The sequence below is a fragment of the Pseudomonas sp. LBUM1662 genome, from assembly GCF_059695915.1.
Genome location: NZ_CP166793.1, coordinates 2,779,563 through 2,793,302, shown reverse-complemented (window position 1 = coordinate 2,793,302; position 13,740 = coordinate 2,779,563). Strand labels below are relative to the sequence as shown.

Annotated in this window: 15 protein-coding genes; 8 read left to right on the top strand and 7 right to left on the bottom strand. The window is 55.2% G+C overall.

Translation table 11 applies throughout. The features are described 5' to 3' along the window. Positions 1-46 precede the first annotated feature (46 nt). The 5 genes from ACA049_RS12665 to ACA049_RS12645 all read right to left on the bottom strand — a co-directional run bounded on the left by ACA049_RS12665 (position 47) and on the right by ACA049_RS12645 (position 4,246). Entirely contained in the window at positions 47-580 is a 534-nt protein-coding gene (locus ACA049_RS12665; RefSeq protein ID WP_497335875.1) for a substrate binding domain-containing protein, read from the bottom strand. Then, complete coding sequence (locus ACA049_RS12660) at positions 547-756, bottom strand: hypothetical protein (RefSeq protein WP_497335873.1); 210 nt, start codon at positions 754-756, stop codon at positions 547-549. Before ACA049_RS12660 ends, ACA049_RS12665 begins: the two co-directional genes overlap by 34 nt. Next, positions 738-1,403 (bottom strand): phosphoribosyltransferase, encoded by a 666-nt coding sequence (locus ACA049_RS12655; RefSeq protein WP_497335871.1) that lies wholly within the window; start codon positions 1,401-1,403, stop codon positions 738-740. Before ACA049_RS12655 ends, ACA049_RS12660 begins: the two co-directional genes overlap by 19 nt. Before the next feature lie 209 nt (positions 1,404-1,612). Beyond that, positions 1,613-2,260 carry a hypothetical protein gene (locus tag ACA049_RS12650; protein ID WP_497335869.1) on the bottom strand — a complete coding sequence of 216 codons (648 nt, stop codon included), beginning with the start codon at positions 2,258-2,260 and terminating at the stop codon, positions 1,613-1,615. A gap of 627 nt (positions 2,261-2,887) precedes the next feature. Beyond that, on the bottom strand, positions 2,888-4,246 hold the full coding sequence (locus ACA049_RS12645) for an MATE family efflux transporter (RefSeq protein ID WP_497335867.1): 1,359 nt from the start codon (positions 4,244-4,246) through the stop codon (positions 2,888-2,890). 265 nt (positions 4,247-4,511) lie between these two features. Between ACA049_RS12645 and ACA049_RS12640 the strand changes: the two genes are divergently transcribed. Continuing rightward, positions 4,512-4,889 carry a c-type cytochrome gene (locus tag ACA049_RS12640; protein ID WP_497335865.1) on the top strand — a complete coding sequence of 126 codons (378 nt, stop codon included), beginning with the start codon at positions 4,512-4,514 and terminating at the stop codon, positions 4,887-4,889. A gap of 276 nt (positions 4,890-5,165) precedes the next feature. Beyond that, positions 5,166-5,414: a hypothetical protein gene (locus tag ACA049_RS12635; RefSeq protein ID WP_497335863.1), complete on the top strand. Its 249-nt coding sequence runs from the start codon at positions 5,166-5,168 to the stop codon at positions 5,412-5,414. A 188-nt stretch (positions 5,415-5,602) separates the two neighbouring features. Here the strand turns inward: ACA049_RS12635 and ACA049_RS12630 are convergent, their stop codons facing one another. Continuing rightward, the gene (locus ACA049_RS12630; protein WP_497335861.1) at positions 5,603-7,462 is read right to left on the bottom strand and encodes an ABC transporter ATP-binding protein; all 1,860 of its coding nucleotides are present in this window, start codon (positions 7,460-7,462) and stop codon (positions 5,603-5,605) included. A gap of 166 nt (positions 7,463-7,628) precedes the next feature. Between ACA049_RS12630 and ACA049_RS12625 the strand changes: the two genes are divergently transcribed. Together ACA049_RS12625 and ACA049_RS12620 are read left to right on the top strand one after the other, a co-directional pair. Then, positions 7,629-8,912, top strand: coding sequence for a peptidase MATCAP family protein (locus ACA049_RS12625; RefSeq protein WP_497335859.1), 1,284 nt, complete (start codon positions 7,629-7,631; stop codon positions 8,910-8,912). Positions 8,913-8,955: 43 nt separating this feature from the next. Continuing rightward, entirely contained in the window at positions 8,956-9,384 is a 429-nt protein-coding gene (locus ACA049_RS12620; RefSeq protein WP_497335857.1) for a hypothetical protein, read from the top strand. Between the two features lie 62 nt (positions 9,385-9,446). Here ACA049_RS12620 and ACA049_RS12615 read toward each other — a convergent pair whose 3' ends face one another. Next, on the bottom strand, positions 9,447-9,722 hold the full coding sequence (locus tag ACA049_RS12615) for a hypothetical protein (protein ID WP_497335855.1): 276 nt from the start codon (positions 9,720-9,722) through the stop codon (positions 9,447-9,449). Positions 9,723-9,998: 276 nt separating this feature from the next. Between ACA049_RS12615 and ACA049_RS12610 the strand changes: the two genes are divergently transcribed. The 4 genes from ACA049_RS12610 (at position 9,999) to ACA049_RS12595 (ending at position 13,738) form a co-directional block, all read left to right on the top strand. Continuing rightward, positions 9,999-10,442 carry a DUF6130 family protein gene (locus ACA049_RS12610; protein ID WP_497335853.1) on the top strand — a complete coding sequence of 148 codons (444 nt, stop codon included), beginning with the start codon at positions 9,999-10,001 and terminating at the stop codon, positions 10,440-10,442. Between the two features lie 158 nt (positions 10,443-10,600). Next, positions 10,601-11,761: an SIR2 family protein gene (locus ACA049_RS12605; protein WP_497335851.1), complete on the top strand. Its 1,161-nt coding sequence runs from the start codon at positions 10,601-10,603 to the stop codon at positions 11,759-11,761. 2 nt (positions 11,762-11,763) lie between these two features. Next, on the top strand, positions 11,764-13,527 hold the full coding sequence (locus ACA049_RS12600) for an ATP-binding protein (protein WP_497335849.1): 1,764 nt from the start codon (positions 11,764-11,766) through the stop codon (positions 13,525-13,527). After that, entirely contained in the window at positions 13,520-13,738 is a 219-nt protein-coding gene (locus tag ACA049_RS12595) for a KTSC domain-containing protein (RefSeq protein ID WP_497335847.1), read from the top strand. The genes ACA049_RS12600 and ACA049_RS12595 overlap by 8 nt, the downstream gene beginning before the upstream one ends. Positions 13,739-13,740 lie beyond the last annotated feature (2 nt).

Genomic DNA, 13,740 nt, shown 5'->3' with positions numbered 1-13,740 from the left:
AGTACTCCCGTGCCGTGACGGCATTCAGATCCTGTGGCGACCCGATCTACTCCGGCAACACTCGGCACAACCGCACGGCCTCCACGTCAGCCTGCATGCTTTGCTCCATCCCCAGGCTCAGCCCTTCGCCGGCACACATCGCATCTTTCAGCAGCGCCGGATCGTTGGCGATGATCGACGGCTCGACTCGATAGTGGCGTACCTTCGCGCCGGCCTTGCGCAGCGGCCAGACATAACCCACGTCGCGCCGGGCCTGATGCAACACCAGTGCGCGATGCTCGATCAGCTCATCCGGCGTGGCCGGTTGGCCATGGCGCTTGATGTAGTCGGGCGCGGCAAAGAGGCCTGTCGGGTAACTGGCCAGTTTCCTCGCAATCAGGCTTGAGTCCGGCAAGGCGCCGAGACGCAATTCCACATCGACCTCCTCGCCGACCAGATCCAGCGGCACGTGGGTCGCCAGGATCTCCAGTTTGATGTCCGGATAGGCCCGACAAAACCCAGCCACCAACGGCGAAAACCAACTGACCCCGAATGAATACGGCACCGTCACCCGTAGCCAGCCGCGCGGGTCGTCGCGCATTGATGCACCGCCAGTTCGGCGTGTTCCAGCGTGGTGGCGATGTCTTGGCACTGTTCGAAGTAAACCGCCCCGGCCTCGGTGAGGCTCAACTGGCGCGTGGTGCGACGCAACAGTTGCACGCCGATGGCGTGTTCCAGTTCAATGCCTTCAGCTCGCTTCAGGACGTTTTCTGCCACGCCCGCTGCAACAACCTGATGACCTCCGCATCCGAAGTCTGGGAAAAGTCCATGTACCAACGGCTGATCGACATCAGCCACTCCGGGATCAGCGGGCAAATCAGCTCATCCACTTCACTGCGCAGCGCCTCCGCCGTCTCGATCGGCGCCACCGGCACGGCGACGACGATTCGAGCCGGCGCATGCACCCGCACTGCTTGGATGGCGGCCATCATCGAGGCGCCCGTCGCCAGGCCGTCGTCGATCAGAATCACCACTTGATCCTTGAGCAGCACCGGCGCGCGCGTTCCCCGGTAAACCTGTTCACGCCGCGACAGTTCCCGGGTCTCCCGGGCAACCACGGCGTCGAATGTGACCTTATCAATCGGGTGAACCCGCAGCGCATGTTCGTTGAGGATCTGGATGCCGCCGCTGGCAATCGCGCCCATCGCAAACTCTTCATGGGACGGAACGCCCAGCTTGCGCACCAGCATCAGGTCGAGGCGAACCTCCAGCGCTGCAGCCACTTCATAAGCCACCGGCACACCGCCACGGGGCAAGGCGAGGACGATGACGTCAGGGCGATGTGCGTACTTGAGCAACGACTCCACCAGCCGCCGACCGGCAGCGGCCCGGTCCTGCAGGAGGGTGGGCGATGAGGAATCCATTGGAAAACCTCCCCAGGCGATCACGCCTGTCGGTTCGCGTCACAGGTTCACTCAGGATTGTCGGTCGGACAGCGGCGTGCATCAAGTTCAGCCTTCTGACCCAAAACAAAGCGACCTCCTTGATGCAGGCTTTTATGATCGCCTGCACTAAGAAGGTCGCGCTTTTCAGGCTCCGGACAAGCCCGCAAGTTTTTACGCAGTGAACCAGCCTACCGTGCGTTCGCTACTGTCCGCGGAGAAATAACGATGGCGTCCTGTATTTTCAGACGCTGAGTCAATGCCAGCATCGTAAGGAAACCCAGTGCAATCAGTACCGGATACGCCATCAACAATTCGGAGAGAGAGTATTTCCAGGCCAACGGGCGGCCGACACCCAGCATGGCCGCATACATCCAGGACACGGCCGACAGTGAGCCGCAGAACAGCGCCATCATCCGTGCGCTGAACCCGAGATTGAGCAACGAGCCGGCCTTTTGCAGCGCGGGCAATACCAGGCGATGCAACATGAGGCCGTTGTAACTCAGCAACACGACAATGATTACTTTGGCGTGAAGTTTTGGATTCATGAAGTAATTCATACCTTTTTCCAGGTAATCAATACCGATGATCGCGGCACCCGTCACCCACAACGCTATCAATGCAGCGATGACAGACTTCTGAAGACTTTCCATATGAGCATTGTCATGCTCAGTGAATGTTTTTCGTTTTAACAAGTCTCTGACCATTGCAACATCACTGGTTAACACCAAACCAATCGCCACACAACACGCTACTAAATGAACGTAAATAACGCCCAATCGCAAAAATTCCATGCACTCTTTATTTTCGAGCAGGCTCATAATTGTATTTATCGCCACGGTACTTTCTCCACCTTATTCGATAGTACAGATCGGTAGTAAACAGGATATTCAACTCTTCGACACCCTGCACGATCTTACTTTTATAAGATATGCCAACTCATCGACTTGGCACTGCTTAGCCCATTGATTCGCCTGGCAAATCAATGACCGGCTTAGTTGTTGCCTCCTGAATTTCAGGTAAAAAAATCCCCATTAGCATTCAATGCACATGAGGTTATTTGTCCACTTCTTTTCTGCGGCTGCAGGAGCAGGTCTTGGGTGACGTGCTGCAGGATCAGAGGCCGGGGATCCTGGAATGTTCATTTTTTGAGCAGCCCACCGACAAACGGCGGCTAGTGTGAACGTCCTACACACCGTGTACTAACGTATCAACTTCTCTGTCAGCCCCATGACAACTGGGCTGGTGAATTACAGAGATTTCCAATAATGTTTATTGGATCCATTAGTTGTTAGGTTACTTACGAAAAGTGCAATAACGAGCTGCTCGCATTTAGGACCTGCCCCCACTGAAACAGTCATACTTTTACCCTTCCACTCGCCTGGAAAAGTGAGGACCTGATTAATGGCGAAAGTTGCGTCGCAGGTCCGGGCATCGATCAGGGACAGATTGCTGTGGTCGCGCCCCTACACCAACCGCTCAATCTTCTGATGCTGCCAGACCATTTTGTAATACGCCGTCTGCAACACCAGCATCCCCAGATACGCCACTGGAAACGCCATCCACACGCCCTGCAACCCGAAGTGCCCATCCAGCACATACGCCACCGGCAGCTGCACGCCGACCACGCAGAAAATCGAAATGGCCATCGGCACCAGCACCGAACCGCTGGCGCGCATGATGCCGCCGACAATCGCCTGGAAGCCGAACACCAGCAGACTCCAGAGCATGATGTGCAACAGATGCTCAGCCTTCGCCCGGGTGGAATCCTCCGTGAGGAACAGCCCCAGCAACCAGTGCGACAACAGATAACCCAACACCACCAGGCCACCGGTCAGGCACACGTTGATCAACAGCCCCGTGCGCAGAATCGGCCCCATGCGTTCAAGGCGCCCTGCCCCGATCGCCTGAGCGCCAAGGATCGACGCCGTGATCGCAATCGACAGCGCCGGAAACTGCACGTAATTGACGATCTGCGTCACCGCGCCATACGCCGCCGTCGCCTGCGAACCGTGCTGATTCACCAGCGCCAGAATCACCAGTTCTGACACCGACAACACCACCATCTGTAACCCGGTCGGCAAGCCGATGCGCAATACCTTGCCGAGAATCACCAGGTCCAGGCGCATCGCCGCGAACATCTCGCGATCCGGCGCCAACGGATGCCCCTTGCGAATCAACCGCCAAGCCAGCCATCCCATCGCCGACAAATTCCCCGCCAACCCGGCATACGCCGCACTCTGAATCCCCATCATCGGCAAGCCGAACCAACCCCGAATCAACGCCGGCGTCAGCGCCAACCCGATACACGTCGACACCACCAAGGCGATCAGCGGCGACACCGTATCGCTGACCCCGCGCAGCAGTTGAGTGAACAGCACGTAGACCAGCAGCGACGGCATGATCCACATCATCACGTGGGCGTAAGACACCGCGTCATCGAGGACATCAGCCGGCGTGCCGAGGCCTTGCAGGGCGGGCCTTGCGAACACACTGCCCAAGATCGCCGCTACCAGGCCGATCACTGCGCCCAGCAGCAACGTGGTGCCGGCGATGGTTTTCACCAGATGCGGTTCACGCGCACCCCAGGCTTGGCCGATGAGTACGCCCGCACCCGCGCCGAGGCCGATGACCAGGGCGATGAAGAAGAAGACGATGGGGAACATGCCCGAGACGGCGGCCAAGGCTTGGACGCCGAGCATTTGGCCGATGTAGATGCTGTTGATGGTGCCCGACATGGATTGGAGGAAATTGGAGAGGACCATGGGGGCGAGGAAAAGTAAGTAGGTTTTCCAGAGGGGGTGTTGGGTGGTCGGGGTTTGCATTGAGGGTCCGTCTCGGGTGGGGCTGGCGGTGTGCGAATTCTACGCTAGGGAGCTTGTGCCAACGCGCTCCGATTTCGAAGATTTAGAGAGTATGGACGATGTCAGCTTTCGGCCAGAAGCGGTGACTGGGATGCGCCTGAAAAACAAGTTGATTCAATGGGCATCAGAAATGACTGTGTGTGCGTGCCGACACGATGGCTGATATCTTTCCCGCGCACCAAATTGCCTTCAATCGACACTGCTCCCATCAAGGAAGATAAAAACAATGAAAATAGTATTCATCGCTTCGCTAGGAATGTTATCGCTAATTCAAACATCGCTATCCTGCGCGGATAATGTTAATGGAAAAAATCTCTATTTACAGCGATGCACCATGTGCCACGGAACAGATCTCAAAGCAACAGGACCACTGGCTAACAAGAGCAATCCTCCTACACCTGATCTAACAACAGCCGCTTTCAAAAAACGATTAAATGATTATCCGGGCGCGATTGTGTCTTCGATAATACTTCGTCCAAATGGAGACTTGATTCCAAAAACTTTGCGAGAGAATGGTGTAGTGCTATCGCCGCACGCATGGAGCATTAAAGATCTGCGCGATTTGAATCAATACATGCGTGGTGTGATGGCAAAAAATCGATGATTTTGAGGGCGATCCAGATGATTTTGGATCAATCAGCGTCAGGCTCGAGATAGCGACGTGCGTGACGAGTGTGATGCGATACGGCGTTGATCTCCGAATCACTCGGGACCAGTCGCCCTTCATCGACGCTGGGCCCACTGCACAACGTATCGGTGCTTCATCCGAAGCCGATATCAACGCATCAAATAATTTGAACCGCTTTTGGACGCGCTCGCCTAATGATCAGCGTGTGGATAATCCCACAGGCAATGTGCCAATACCGGCAGACTCCGAGAGGTGATCAACGTGGCTAAAGACGAGAAGAAAAGCAAAGGTGAAGCTTCGAACGCCAGCAAGGAATTGAAAGACAAAAAGTCATCGAAGGTAAAGAAATCAGCGGCTGCCTCGGCTCTTTCGAAATCTTCCGAAAAGAAAGACAAGAAAAAAGATGCCGAACCTAAAAAATCTGCAAAAAAAGCTGATAGCAAGCCAGAGAAGGCTAAGAAATCAGACAAGGCAGAAAAGCCGGCGAAAAAGAAAAAGTGACATCTGCTATCTGCTAGGGCGTTACGCCCTAGCTTCCTCAGGCCGTGAAGCGGCCAGTCGGCACAGCCAAAATACTATGCAGATACCTTCACACCTCTAAAGTGCCGGAGTACGCGATAACCAAAAACATGCCTTTGATCCAGACTGATATTTTCGTGTACCCGACTCCGGCTGCGCACCCTACTCCCTCACACCTGATCCATCGCCTCGACCACGCCCTTGTCCTCACCCAGGAATCCTCCGCTTTGATGGTGCCAGAGCCGCGCATAGACACCGTTCTTCCCAAGCAATTCGCTGTGAGTGCCCTGTTCGATGATGCGCCCGTCATCCATGACGATGAGCCGGTCCATGGCCGCAATCGTGGACAGCCGATGGGCGATCGCGATCACGGTCTTGCCCTGCATCATTTCATCAAGGCTCTCCTGAATGGCGACTTCGACTTCCGAATCCAGCGCGCTGGTGGCCTCGTCAAGCAGCAGGATCGGGGCGTTCTTGAGCATCACCCGCGCAATCGCCACGCGTTGGCGCTGGCCGCCCGACAGCTTGATGCCGCGCTCACCCACAAGGGTGTCGTAGCCGGTATGACCTTGTCGGTCGCTCAGTTGGCTGATGAACCCATCAGCCTGCGCACTAGCTGCGGCGCTGCGAATTTGCGCGTCGGTTGCATCGGGACGACCGTAGGCGATGTTGTCACGAATGGAACGGTGCAGCAGCGAGGTATCCTGCGTGACCATGCCGATGGCGCCGCGCAGGCTGTCTTGCGTTACGTGTGCAATGTTTTGGCCGTCGATGCAAATCTCCCCGCTGTCGATGTCATAGAAGCGCAGCAGCAAGTTGATCAGCGTGGATTTGCCGGCGCCAGAGCGGCCAACCAGGCCGATTTTTTCGCCTGGGCGGATGCTCAGGCTCAGGCCATCGAGCACCTGGCGTTCGCCGTTGTAGTTGAAGCTCACCTTATCGAAGGTTACCGCGCCGCCAGAGGTCACGAGCGCACCCGCACCCGGCGCATCCTGCACCTTGGCGCCCAGGGTCAGCGTCGCCATGCCATCCTGCACAGTGCCGATGCTCTCGAACAGCGAGGTCATTTGCCACATGATCCAGTGCGACATGCCATTGATCCGCAACGCCATGGCGGTGATTGCCGCCACGGCACCTGCGCCGACCTGACCCTGATGCCATAGCCACAGCGCATAACCACCGGCAGCCATGATCAATGCCACCACCAAGGCCTGGTTGACGATCTCGAACTGGCTGACCAGGCGCATCTGGCGAAAGCCGGTCTGCTTGAAATCTTCCATCGCCGCACGGGCGAAGTGCGCTTCACGATTGGAGTGGGAGAACAGCTTCACCGTCGTGATGTTGGTGTAGGCGTCCGAGATACGCCCGGTCATCATCGACCGCGCATTGGCCTGGTCCTTCCCGACTTTCCCCAGACGGGGCACGAAGTACAGCATGGCCAGACCGAACAACACGAGCCAGGCCACGAAAGGCAGCATCAGTTTCAGGGCGAAGCCGCCAGCCAGTGCGATGATCGCAATGAAATACACCCCGATCCCGGGTGCGATCTCGATCAGGGTGAACAGCACGTCGCGCACCGCCAGCGCCGTCTGCATCACCTTCGTCGTGACGCGGCCGGAAAACTCATCGGAAAAAAACGAAAGGCTTTGCCGCAGCATCAGGCGATGGAAGTCCCAGCGCAGCCGCAACGGCAAGTTAATCGCCAATATCTGGTGCTGCACCATGGTGCGCAACGCCACCAGCCCGACACTGGCCACCATGACGATGCCCATGCCCCACAACACGCGACTTTCCTGCGCCGCCGCTTCACCGCCCGCCTGCCAGGTCGAGAGCAGGTCCACGACCTGCCCGAGGAAGGAAAACAGCCAGGCTTCGTAAATCGACACAACGGCACTGAGCAGCGCCAGCGCAAGAATGTAACCGCGGGCGCCCCGGGTGCAGGCCCACAGGAAGCGAGCCAGGCCGTTGGGTGGCGGTGGTACCTCGTCAGGAGGAAAAGGGTCGAGTCTTCGTTCAAACGCACGAAGCATGGTGGTCTCCAAAACGATCAAGTTGAGGGGGATTCTGCCATTGATCGGTTGCCTTGAGGGTTTTGCGAACTTGAGGTCGCTCGTGAACAGCGCAAGGCCGCTACAACGCGATGCATCGCAGCGGCTAAGCTTTTTCTAATAAACCTCGTCGTTCAAGGGAGACTCCATGAGCAGCGCCCCCCTGTCTGAACTTGATGCCGCGCTACCCGGTCTGGCGCGCAAGATCCGCGTACTGGATGCCCTGTCCTGGCCGGATGGCGTCGAGGAAGTTTTCCTGGCGAATTGGCGCGCAGGGAAAGCAGCATTACCTGAAGTCGAGCAGCACCCACGCGATCACAGCGCCGACGTCTTCGCGCTGGAAGCATTTATTGAGCGTTGCGATCAGGGGCATCCGGCCGGGAACTACCTCGCCATGACAGCGCGCAGCTATGCCACGGCTGGACGCATGCTCGGTGCGATTGGCACGCCCGCCTTCACACACTATTCATCCGCGTTGTACCGACGCCCGGATTTCTATTATCCGAACCAGAATCTCAGCATGCTGGACGCGGCCAATTTCTTTCTCACGACCACCGACGCCCTGCTGGGGAGTGCCCGTATTCCACCGACTCAGGCTGAAATCCCGGCCGAGGCCTTCGCCGCCTGGATGCAGCCGGAACTGGACCGTTTCTTCGGCGAGGGCCGGGTCACGGTCGTGCTCGACCCGAGCCTTGCTGCCAAGGCAATCGCCGGGTCAAGCCGCATTCGTCTGCGTAGCAGCGCCCTGTTCTCTGAGCTGGACAAGAATCAGTTGCTGCAGCATGAGGCCTTCGTGCATGTCGCTACCGCACAAAATGGCGCGCTGCAGCCCAACCTCAAAAGCCTGGGTTTGGGAGCGCCACGCACCACTCAAACCCAGGAAGGCATTGCCACCCTTGCAGAACTGTTCACGGGCAGCATGGACATCAGTCGATTACGCCGCCTGGCCCTGCGCGTGCTGGCGGTCCAGCAAGCATTGGACGGCGCCGATTTCATCCAGGTATTCGAGGGTTTTCTGGCCGCCGGCCAGTCACAAGAGGAGTCCTTCCGTTCAACCCAGCGAGTCTTCCGTGGTGCCGACCTGCGGGGTGGTTCGGCGTTTACCAAAGATGCCGCCTACCTGACGGGTTTGCTGGGTGTCCACACCCTGCTGCGCATCGCGATCCGCGACAATCGACCGGAGTTGGTGGGGCATTTATTTGCAGGGCGCCTCAGCCTAGCGGATACCGTACGCCTGGCGCCTCTATTCGAGTCCGGCTGGCTCCAGGGCCCCACCCATCTACCGGCCTGGGCATGCGACCTACGTCTACTCGCCGCCAACCTGGCCTTCTCCGCTTTTATCGCCCAGATAAAACTGGATGTGCTCGATCTGGAAGTGCTGATGGCCTTTGCCGATGAACACGAAAACGATGCGAGCGCCCAATTGACTTGATTCAGATTCACGGACATTCGCCCTTATTCAGGAGAGAAAAATCATGCGAAGGATGATCGCAACGGGAGCGCTCTTGTTGGCCTTGGGCGGGTGCGCAACATCACCCATGCCGGTGTCTGAAGCGCGGCCAGTGCCGCCCGACAAGATGTATGCGTTCAACAGCCAGGGTACGAAAGATCCTGGGCGCCTGACCATTCTGCGTGATGACGGGTTTGTCGGTGCGGGGTGTGACGCCATGTTCTACATCGAGGGTCAGCGCGCCGCCAAGATAGGTCCCGGTCAAAAGGCCTCTTTCGTTTTGCCGGCCGGCGAAGTGAATCTCGGCACCGGGCTTGCCGAGTCTGGATTATGTGCGGGTGCTGCGATCAAAACCGTTGCGGCCAGGATCAAGTCAGGAAAAGAAGTGATTTATCGAATCAACTGGGATACGCAAGGTTTCTACTTGGGCCCTTACGTTGAATATGGACGTTGAGCCCAGACAGCTCCGACCTGTTTCGCACGCCACCTCTAGTGATCGCCTTTTCCGATCTTGTTTTATTTCAGTTCCGTTCTTATCTCGGTTCCGGGTACGAAAAGTTTACTGGGATCATCGACCTTCTTCAGGTCAACCAAGGCTCGGCAAATGCAATGTGAGAATTGCTTCTGCAACGTTTCGGGGTCTTGCCATGCCATTTGCGAGGCTTGCAAATGCTGTGCATCGGCCGATTTATAGCAGACACAATTGTCGAGTCGGGTGACACCATTGTCATTGGTGCTCTGACACGCAGTGGTCAGCAAAGAGATCGCGACGAGCATGACGAAACGTTTCATTGGCTCCCCTCCGAGGCTGGAGTGAGGGCTGAGAGCGGTTAGACGCCAATGGCCGCAAAGCCCAACTTGCTCAATAAGCCCGACTGTAGAAGGAAGCTTAGCTCTCATTTTGCATCGCTCCATTCACTGCCTGCTTTTAGCCGATCACCGTTAATAAGCGGCTCGTATTCAACACCACCTTCCTACTTGGCTGTTTCGCAGAGCGTGGCCGCTTTGACATAGACAACTGCCCGGTTTGATCTAGCCTTGAATGAGATCACGCGGGAGAAAAACCCCATGCCCCTCGTTCTCAGAAATCTAACCGCCCTTGCGTTGGGTGCCTTCTTTTGCATAGCCGCGTGGGGTCAAGAGGTAGCAGACACCCAACAGCCACCGGCCATACTCCCAGTGGAATCTGAGACAGGGCCAAAACTCATTGCCTATCCGCCGCTCGCCGCACCGCTCGCCCGCGGAGTTGTCATCATCCAGTATCGAACCGAGAACGCCCGGATCATGCCGGTGTTTGGCAAAACGGCTGTTGAGGTGTCACCACGGCTTGGTCACCTGCACGTGACCGTCGACGACTGGAAAGGCACATGGGCGCACACCAGTGAAGACCCGATTATTTTGGTGGGGCTGACGCCTGGTGCTCATAAGGTGCTTCTTGAGGTGGCTGATCCGAGTCATACGATTCTGACCAGTACGGTGGTGAGTTTTGTGGTTCCGGAGAAGAAGCCGTGAATCAAATGGGACTGACCTATTTGGGGCTCGCCCTTATCTAAAAAATCTTTCACCCTTTGCCCAAGAATTTTTATTCTCGATGAAGGTATGTCGATCAACACCTCGCAATTCTAATTTGTAGTCTAATCTGCTGGCACCCTTAAGGACTTGGTGTAAATATGGCCACGCATGATCCCTTACGATTTGTTAATGGTTTAGGGGCGAAATTGGCAACGCGCTCCCGACACGTATGTACCTTTTTTGGAGCTGGCACTTCAAAGGCATGCGGCCTACCAGACATTACTGAGTTACGGGACCGAGTACTTGCAGGCCTCAACGACGCTCAAAAGCCTTTGCTAACCCTGCTCCTGACAGATAGAAACTTAGAACAAGGTCTTAGTCGACTGAGGCGAATCGCTGCTCTGTTAGATGGCGATCAGACTTTAGACAACTTTACCGCTCAGACAGCATTAGATTTGGATCTGGCCATCTGCCAAATAATTATTAAAGAGCTAGACATTAGCAACGCCAACCTTATACCAAGTAGATACTTTGCTGCCTGGCTTGCTCGTACAAACTACCACATGCCGGTTGAAATTTTCACAGTTAACTACGATCTCTTGCTAGAGACCGCACTAGAAGAAATGCGAGTCCCTTATTTCGACGGATTTATAGGGAATTTGCGGGCCCGATTTCAAACAGATCTTGTTGAAACTCGACCAGATTTTGAAAGAGAAGGTATCCCTGCCTTTTTTTCACGCTTATGGAAGTTACACGGATCCGTTAACTGGGCTTGGGAAGATGAGCGCCAAATTGTTCGAATCGGCCAACCAGTCAGCAATGAGATGGCTGCAGCGATATATCCTTCCGATACTAAATACGAAGAATCCAGGCGAGTTCCTTTTCTAGTACTTCAAGATCGCATGCGCCGAGCGCTGCACCAGCCAGAAACATTAGTGCTAGTAGCAGGATATTCTTTCGGTGACGCTCATCTGAACGAGCTATTTTTCGATGCTGCGATGCGACGCGAACGTACAGAAATAGTCGTTTTTTGTTATTCATCCATTCCCGAGATATTGGCCGCCCAAGCACTTTTGACACCAAATCTTCAGGTATTGGGTAACAAAGAGGCAATCATTGGAGGTGTAAGAGCCAACTGGGCATCCCTCGAAGAAGAGTGCCCAGGTATATATGAAGGAAATTTATTTTTACTCGGTGACTTCCATAAATTGGCTGAGTATTTGGCTAAAAGCACCAGTCGCGACTTTGATAGCGACCTTCGCTTGAAAGATATATTAAAAACGGCAATGGAAATCCAAAGCCAAGGCACAGGAGAATGAGCATGTCATGGCAAGATCCGACATGCATCGGCAAGGTTAGAAATGTTCTTGGCGCCACTGTCATAGTTGCACTCGACCCTAACCTTGCTGGAGTGGCACCAATCTATAGGGGACGCCTTCAACCTATTGGACAAATCGGATCCCTTGTTCGAATCCCTCAGGGTCTTATCGATCTTATAGCTACCGTAACTCTTGTAGGCATCGCAGAGCTTGTAGGAAAAGTAGCTCTTTCCGATGCTATTGAACGCGATGAACGCTGGCTAGAAATTCAGTTACTCGGCGAGATTGATCGAGCAACGGGGCGCTTTCAGCGAGGAGTTGGGGTATTTCCAGGACTCGATGATCCGGTTCATTTCGCTACTCCTGAAGAGCTCGCCGCTATTTTTCCCCATGCGGATAACGAACATTTACGCTTAGGGTGCTTATCCGCCGCCGAAGATGTACCAGTTTGCCTAGACGCAAAAAAACTTGTCGTGCGACATGCTGCGGTAGTCGGATCAACAGGATCAGGTAAAACGACTGTAGTGGCTTCTCTGCTGCAGAGTTTTATTAGAGGTGGCTGGAATGCAGCCAATATTGTAGTTGTTGATCCTCACGGGGAATACGCACGCGCTCTTGCAGAGAGTGCTTCCGTTCGTAGTGTGCTCGCAGATGACGAGAACCGTCTCAGGGTTCCGTATTGGGCACTACCAGCAAGCGATATAGTAAGGATATTTGCAGGCACACCAGGCGGCGCGACATTCACCAATCGATTTAACGATCTCGTGGCGCAAGCCCGCCGAGAATTCGTCGCCACTTCAAATTGGTTAACTCTTGACCCAAATGCTGTCACTGCCGATACACCAGTACCATTTGATATTCGTCCAATTTGGCATCAACTAGACTCAGAAAACCGAGAGACTCGCCGAGTAAAATCTGACCCCACCACAGCATGTCAAATCGATCCGGGCGATGCGGCGACGTTACGATCAGCTAAATTCGAGCCGTATGGACCTGGAGGTCAACCACCTCATCAAGGTCCGGCATTCGGAGTTTACGGCGCCACACCAGATCTAATCCGTTTAGGGCTACTTGATCCGCGTCTTCGCTTTTTCCAAGAGCCTATGGGTGATCCGGTCGGCACGGACCCACTCGTTGAGGTTATGCAAGATTGGTTGGGTGGGAATCGCGCAATATCCGTATTGGATTTCAGTGGGGTCCCAGCAGCAGCGGCAGACCTCGCCATTGGAGTCGTCTTAAATTTGTTGTTTGAGGTAGCGCTGCGTAGTGAACCGGAGGGGCCTGGGATTGGGCGCCCAAGTCCTGTTCTGATTGTGCTAGAGGAAGCACACCGATACCTCGGAGCATCTGCAAGCGCAGTTACTCGCGACTCAGCTAATCGAATAGCCCGAGAGGGTCGTAAATATGGGGTTGGATTATTGCTAGTGACACAGCGACCGACTGAACTCCCGGAAACTGCACTAGCACAGTGCGGAACGATAATTGCGCTTCGACTTACGAATGCCGGTGACCAAGGAGCTATTCGTGCGGCGTTACCTGACACGGTGGCAGGATTGGCAGCAGTTTTACCGTCGTTGCGAACAGGGGAAGCTATAGTCAGCGGAGAAGCACTAGTGCTGCCGGTCCGGGCGATGTTGGATAAACCAAATCCCATGCCACGGGCAGAAGATCCTTCTCTTGAGTCTTGGCGCCAAGCTCCGCACTTACCAAATATAAGCGAACCACTAGCCGCATGGCGCGGCACCTACGAGGCCGGAGATGACTGAATGGATTGCTGTGTATGGCTCAACTCGAATAGTCGCAGAGAAGTACGACTCTAGTTCGGAAACCATTTATGTCAGATTCCCAAATGGCGTGGAATGGTGGTACTCAGCTTGTCCTCCGCAGGTGTGGGAAGCGTTCACTGCACCAGGACAATCGAGAGGCCAATTTATTCATATGACGCTCAATCACAAACCAAATGGACGAAATGTTTAGAA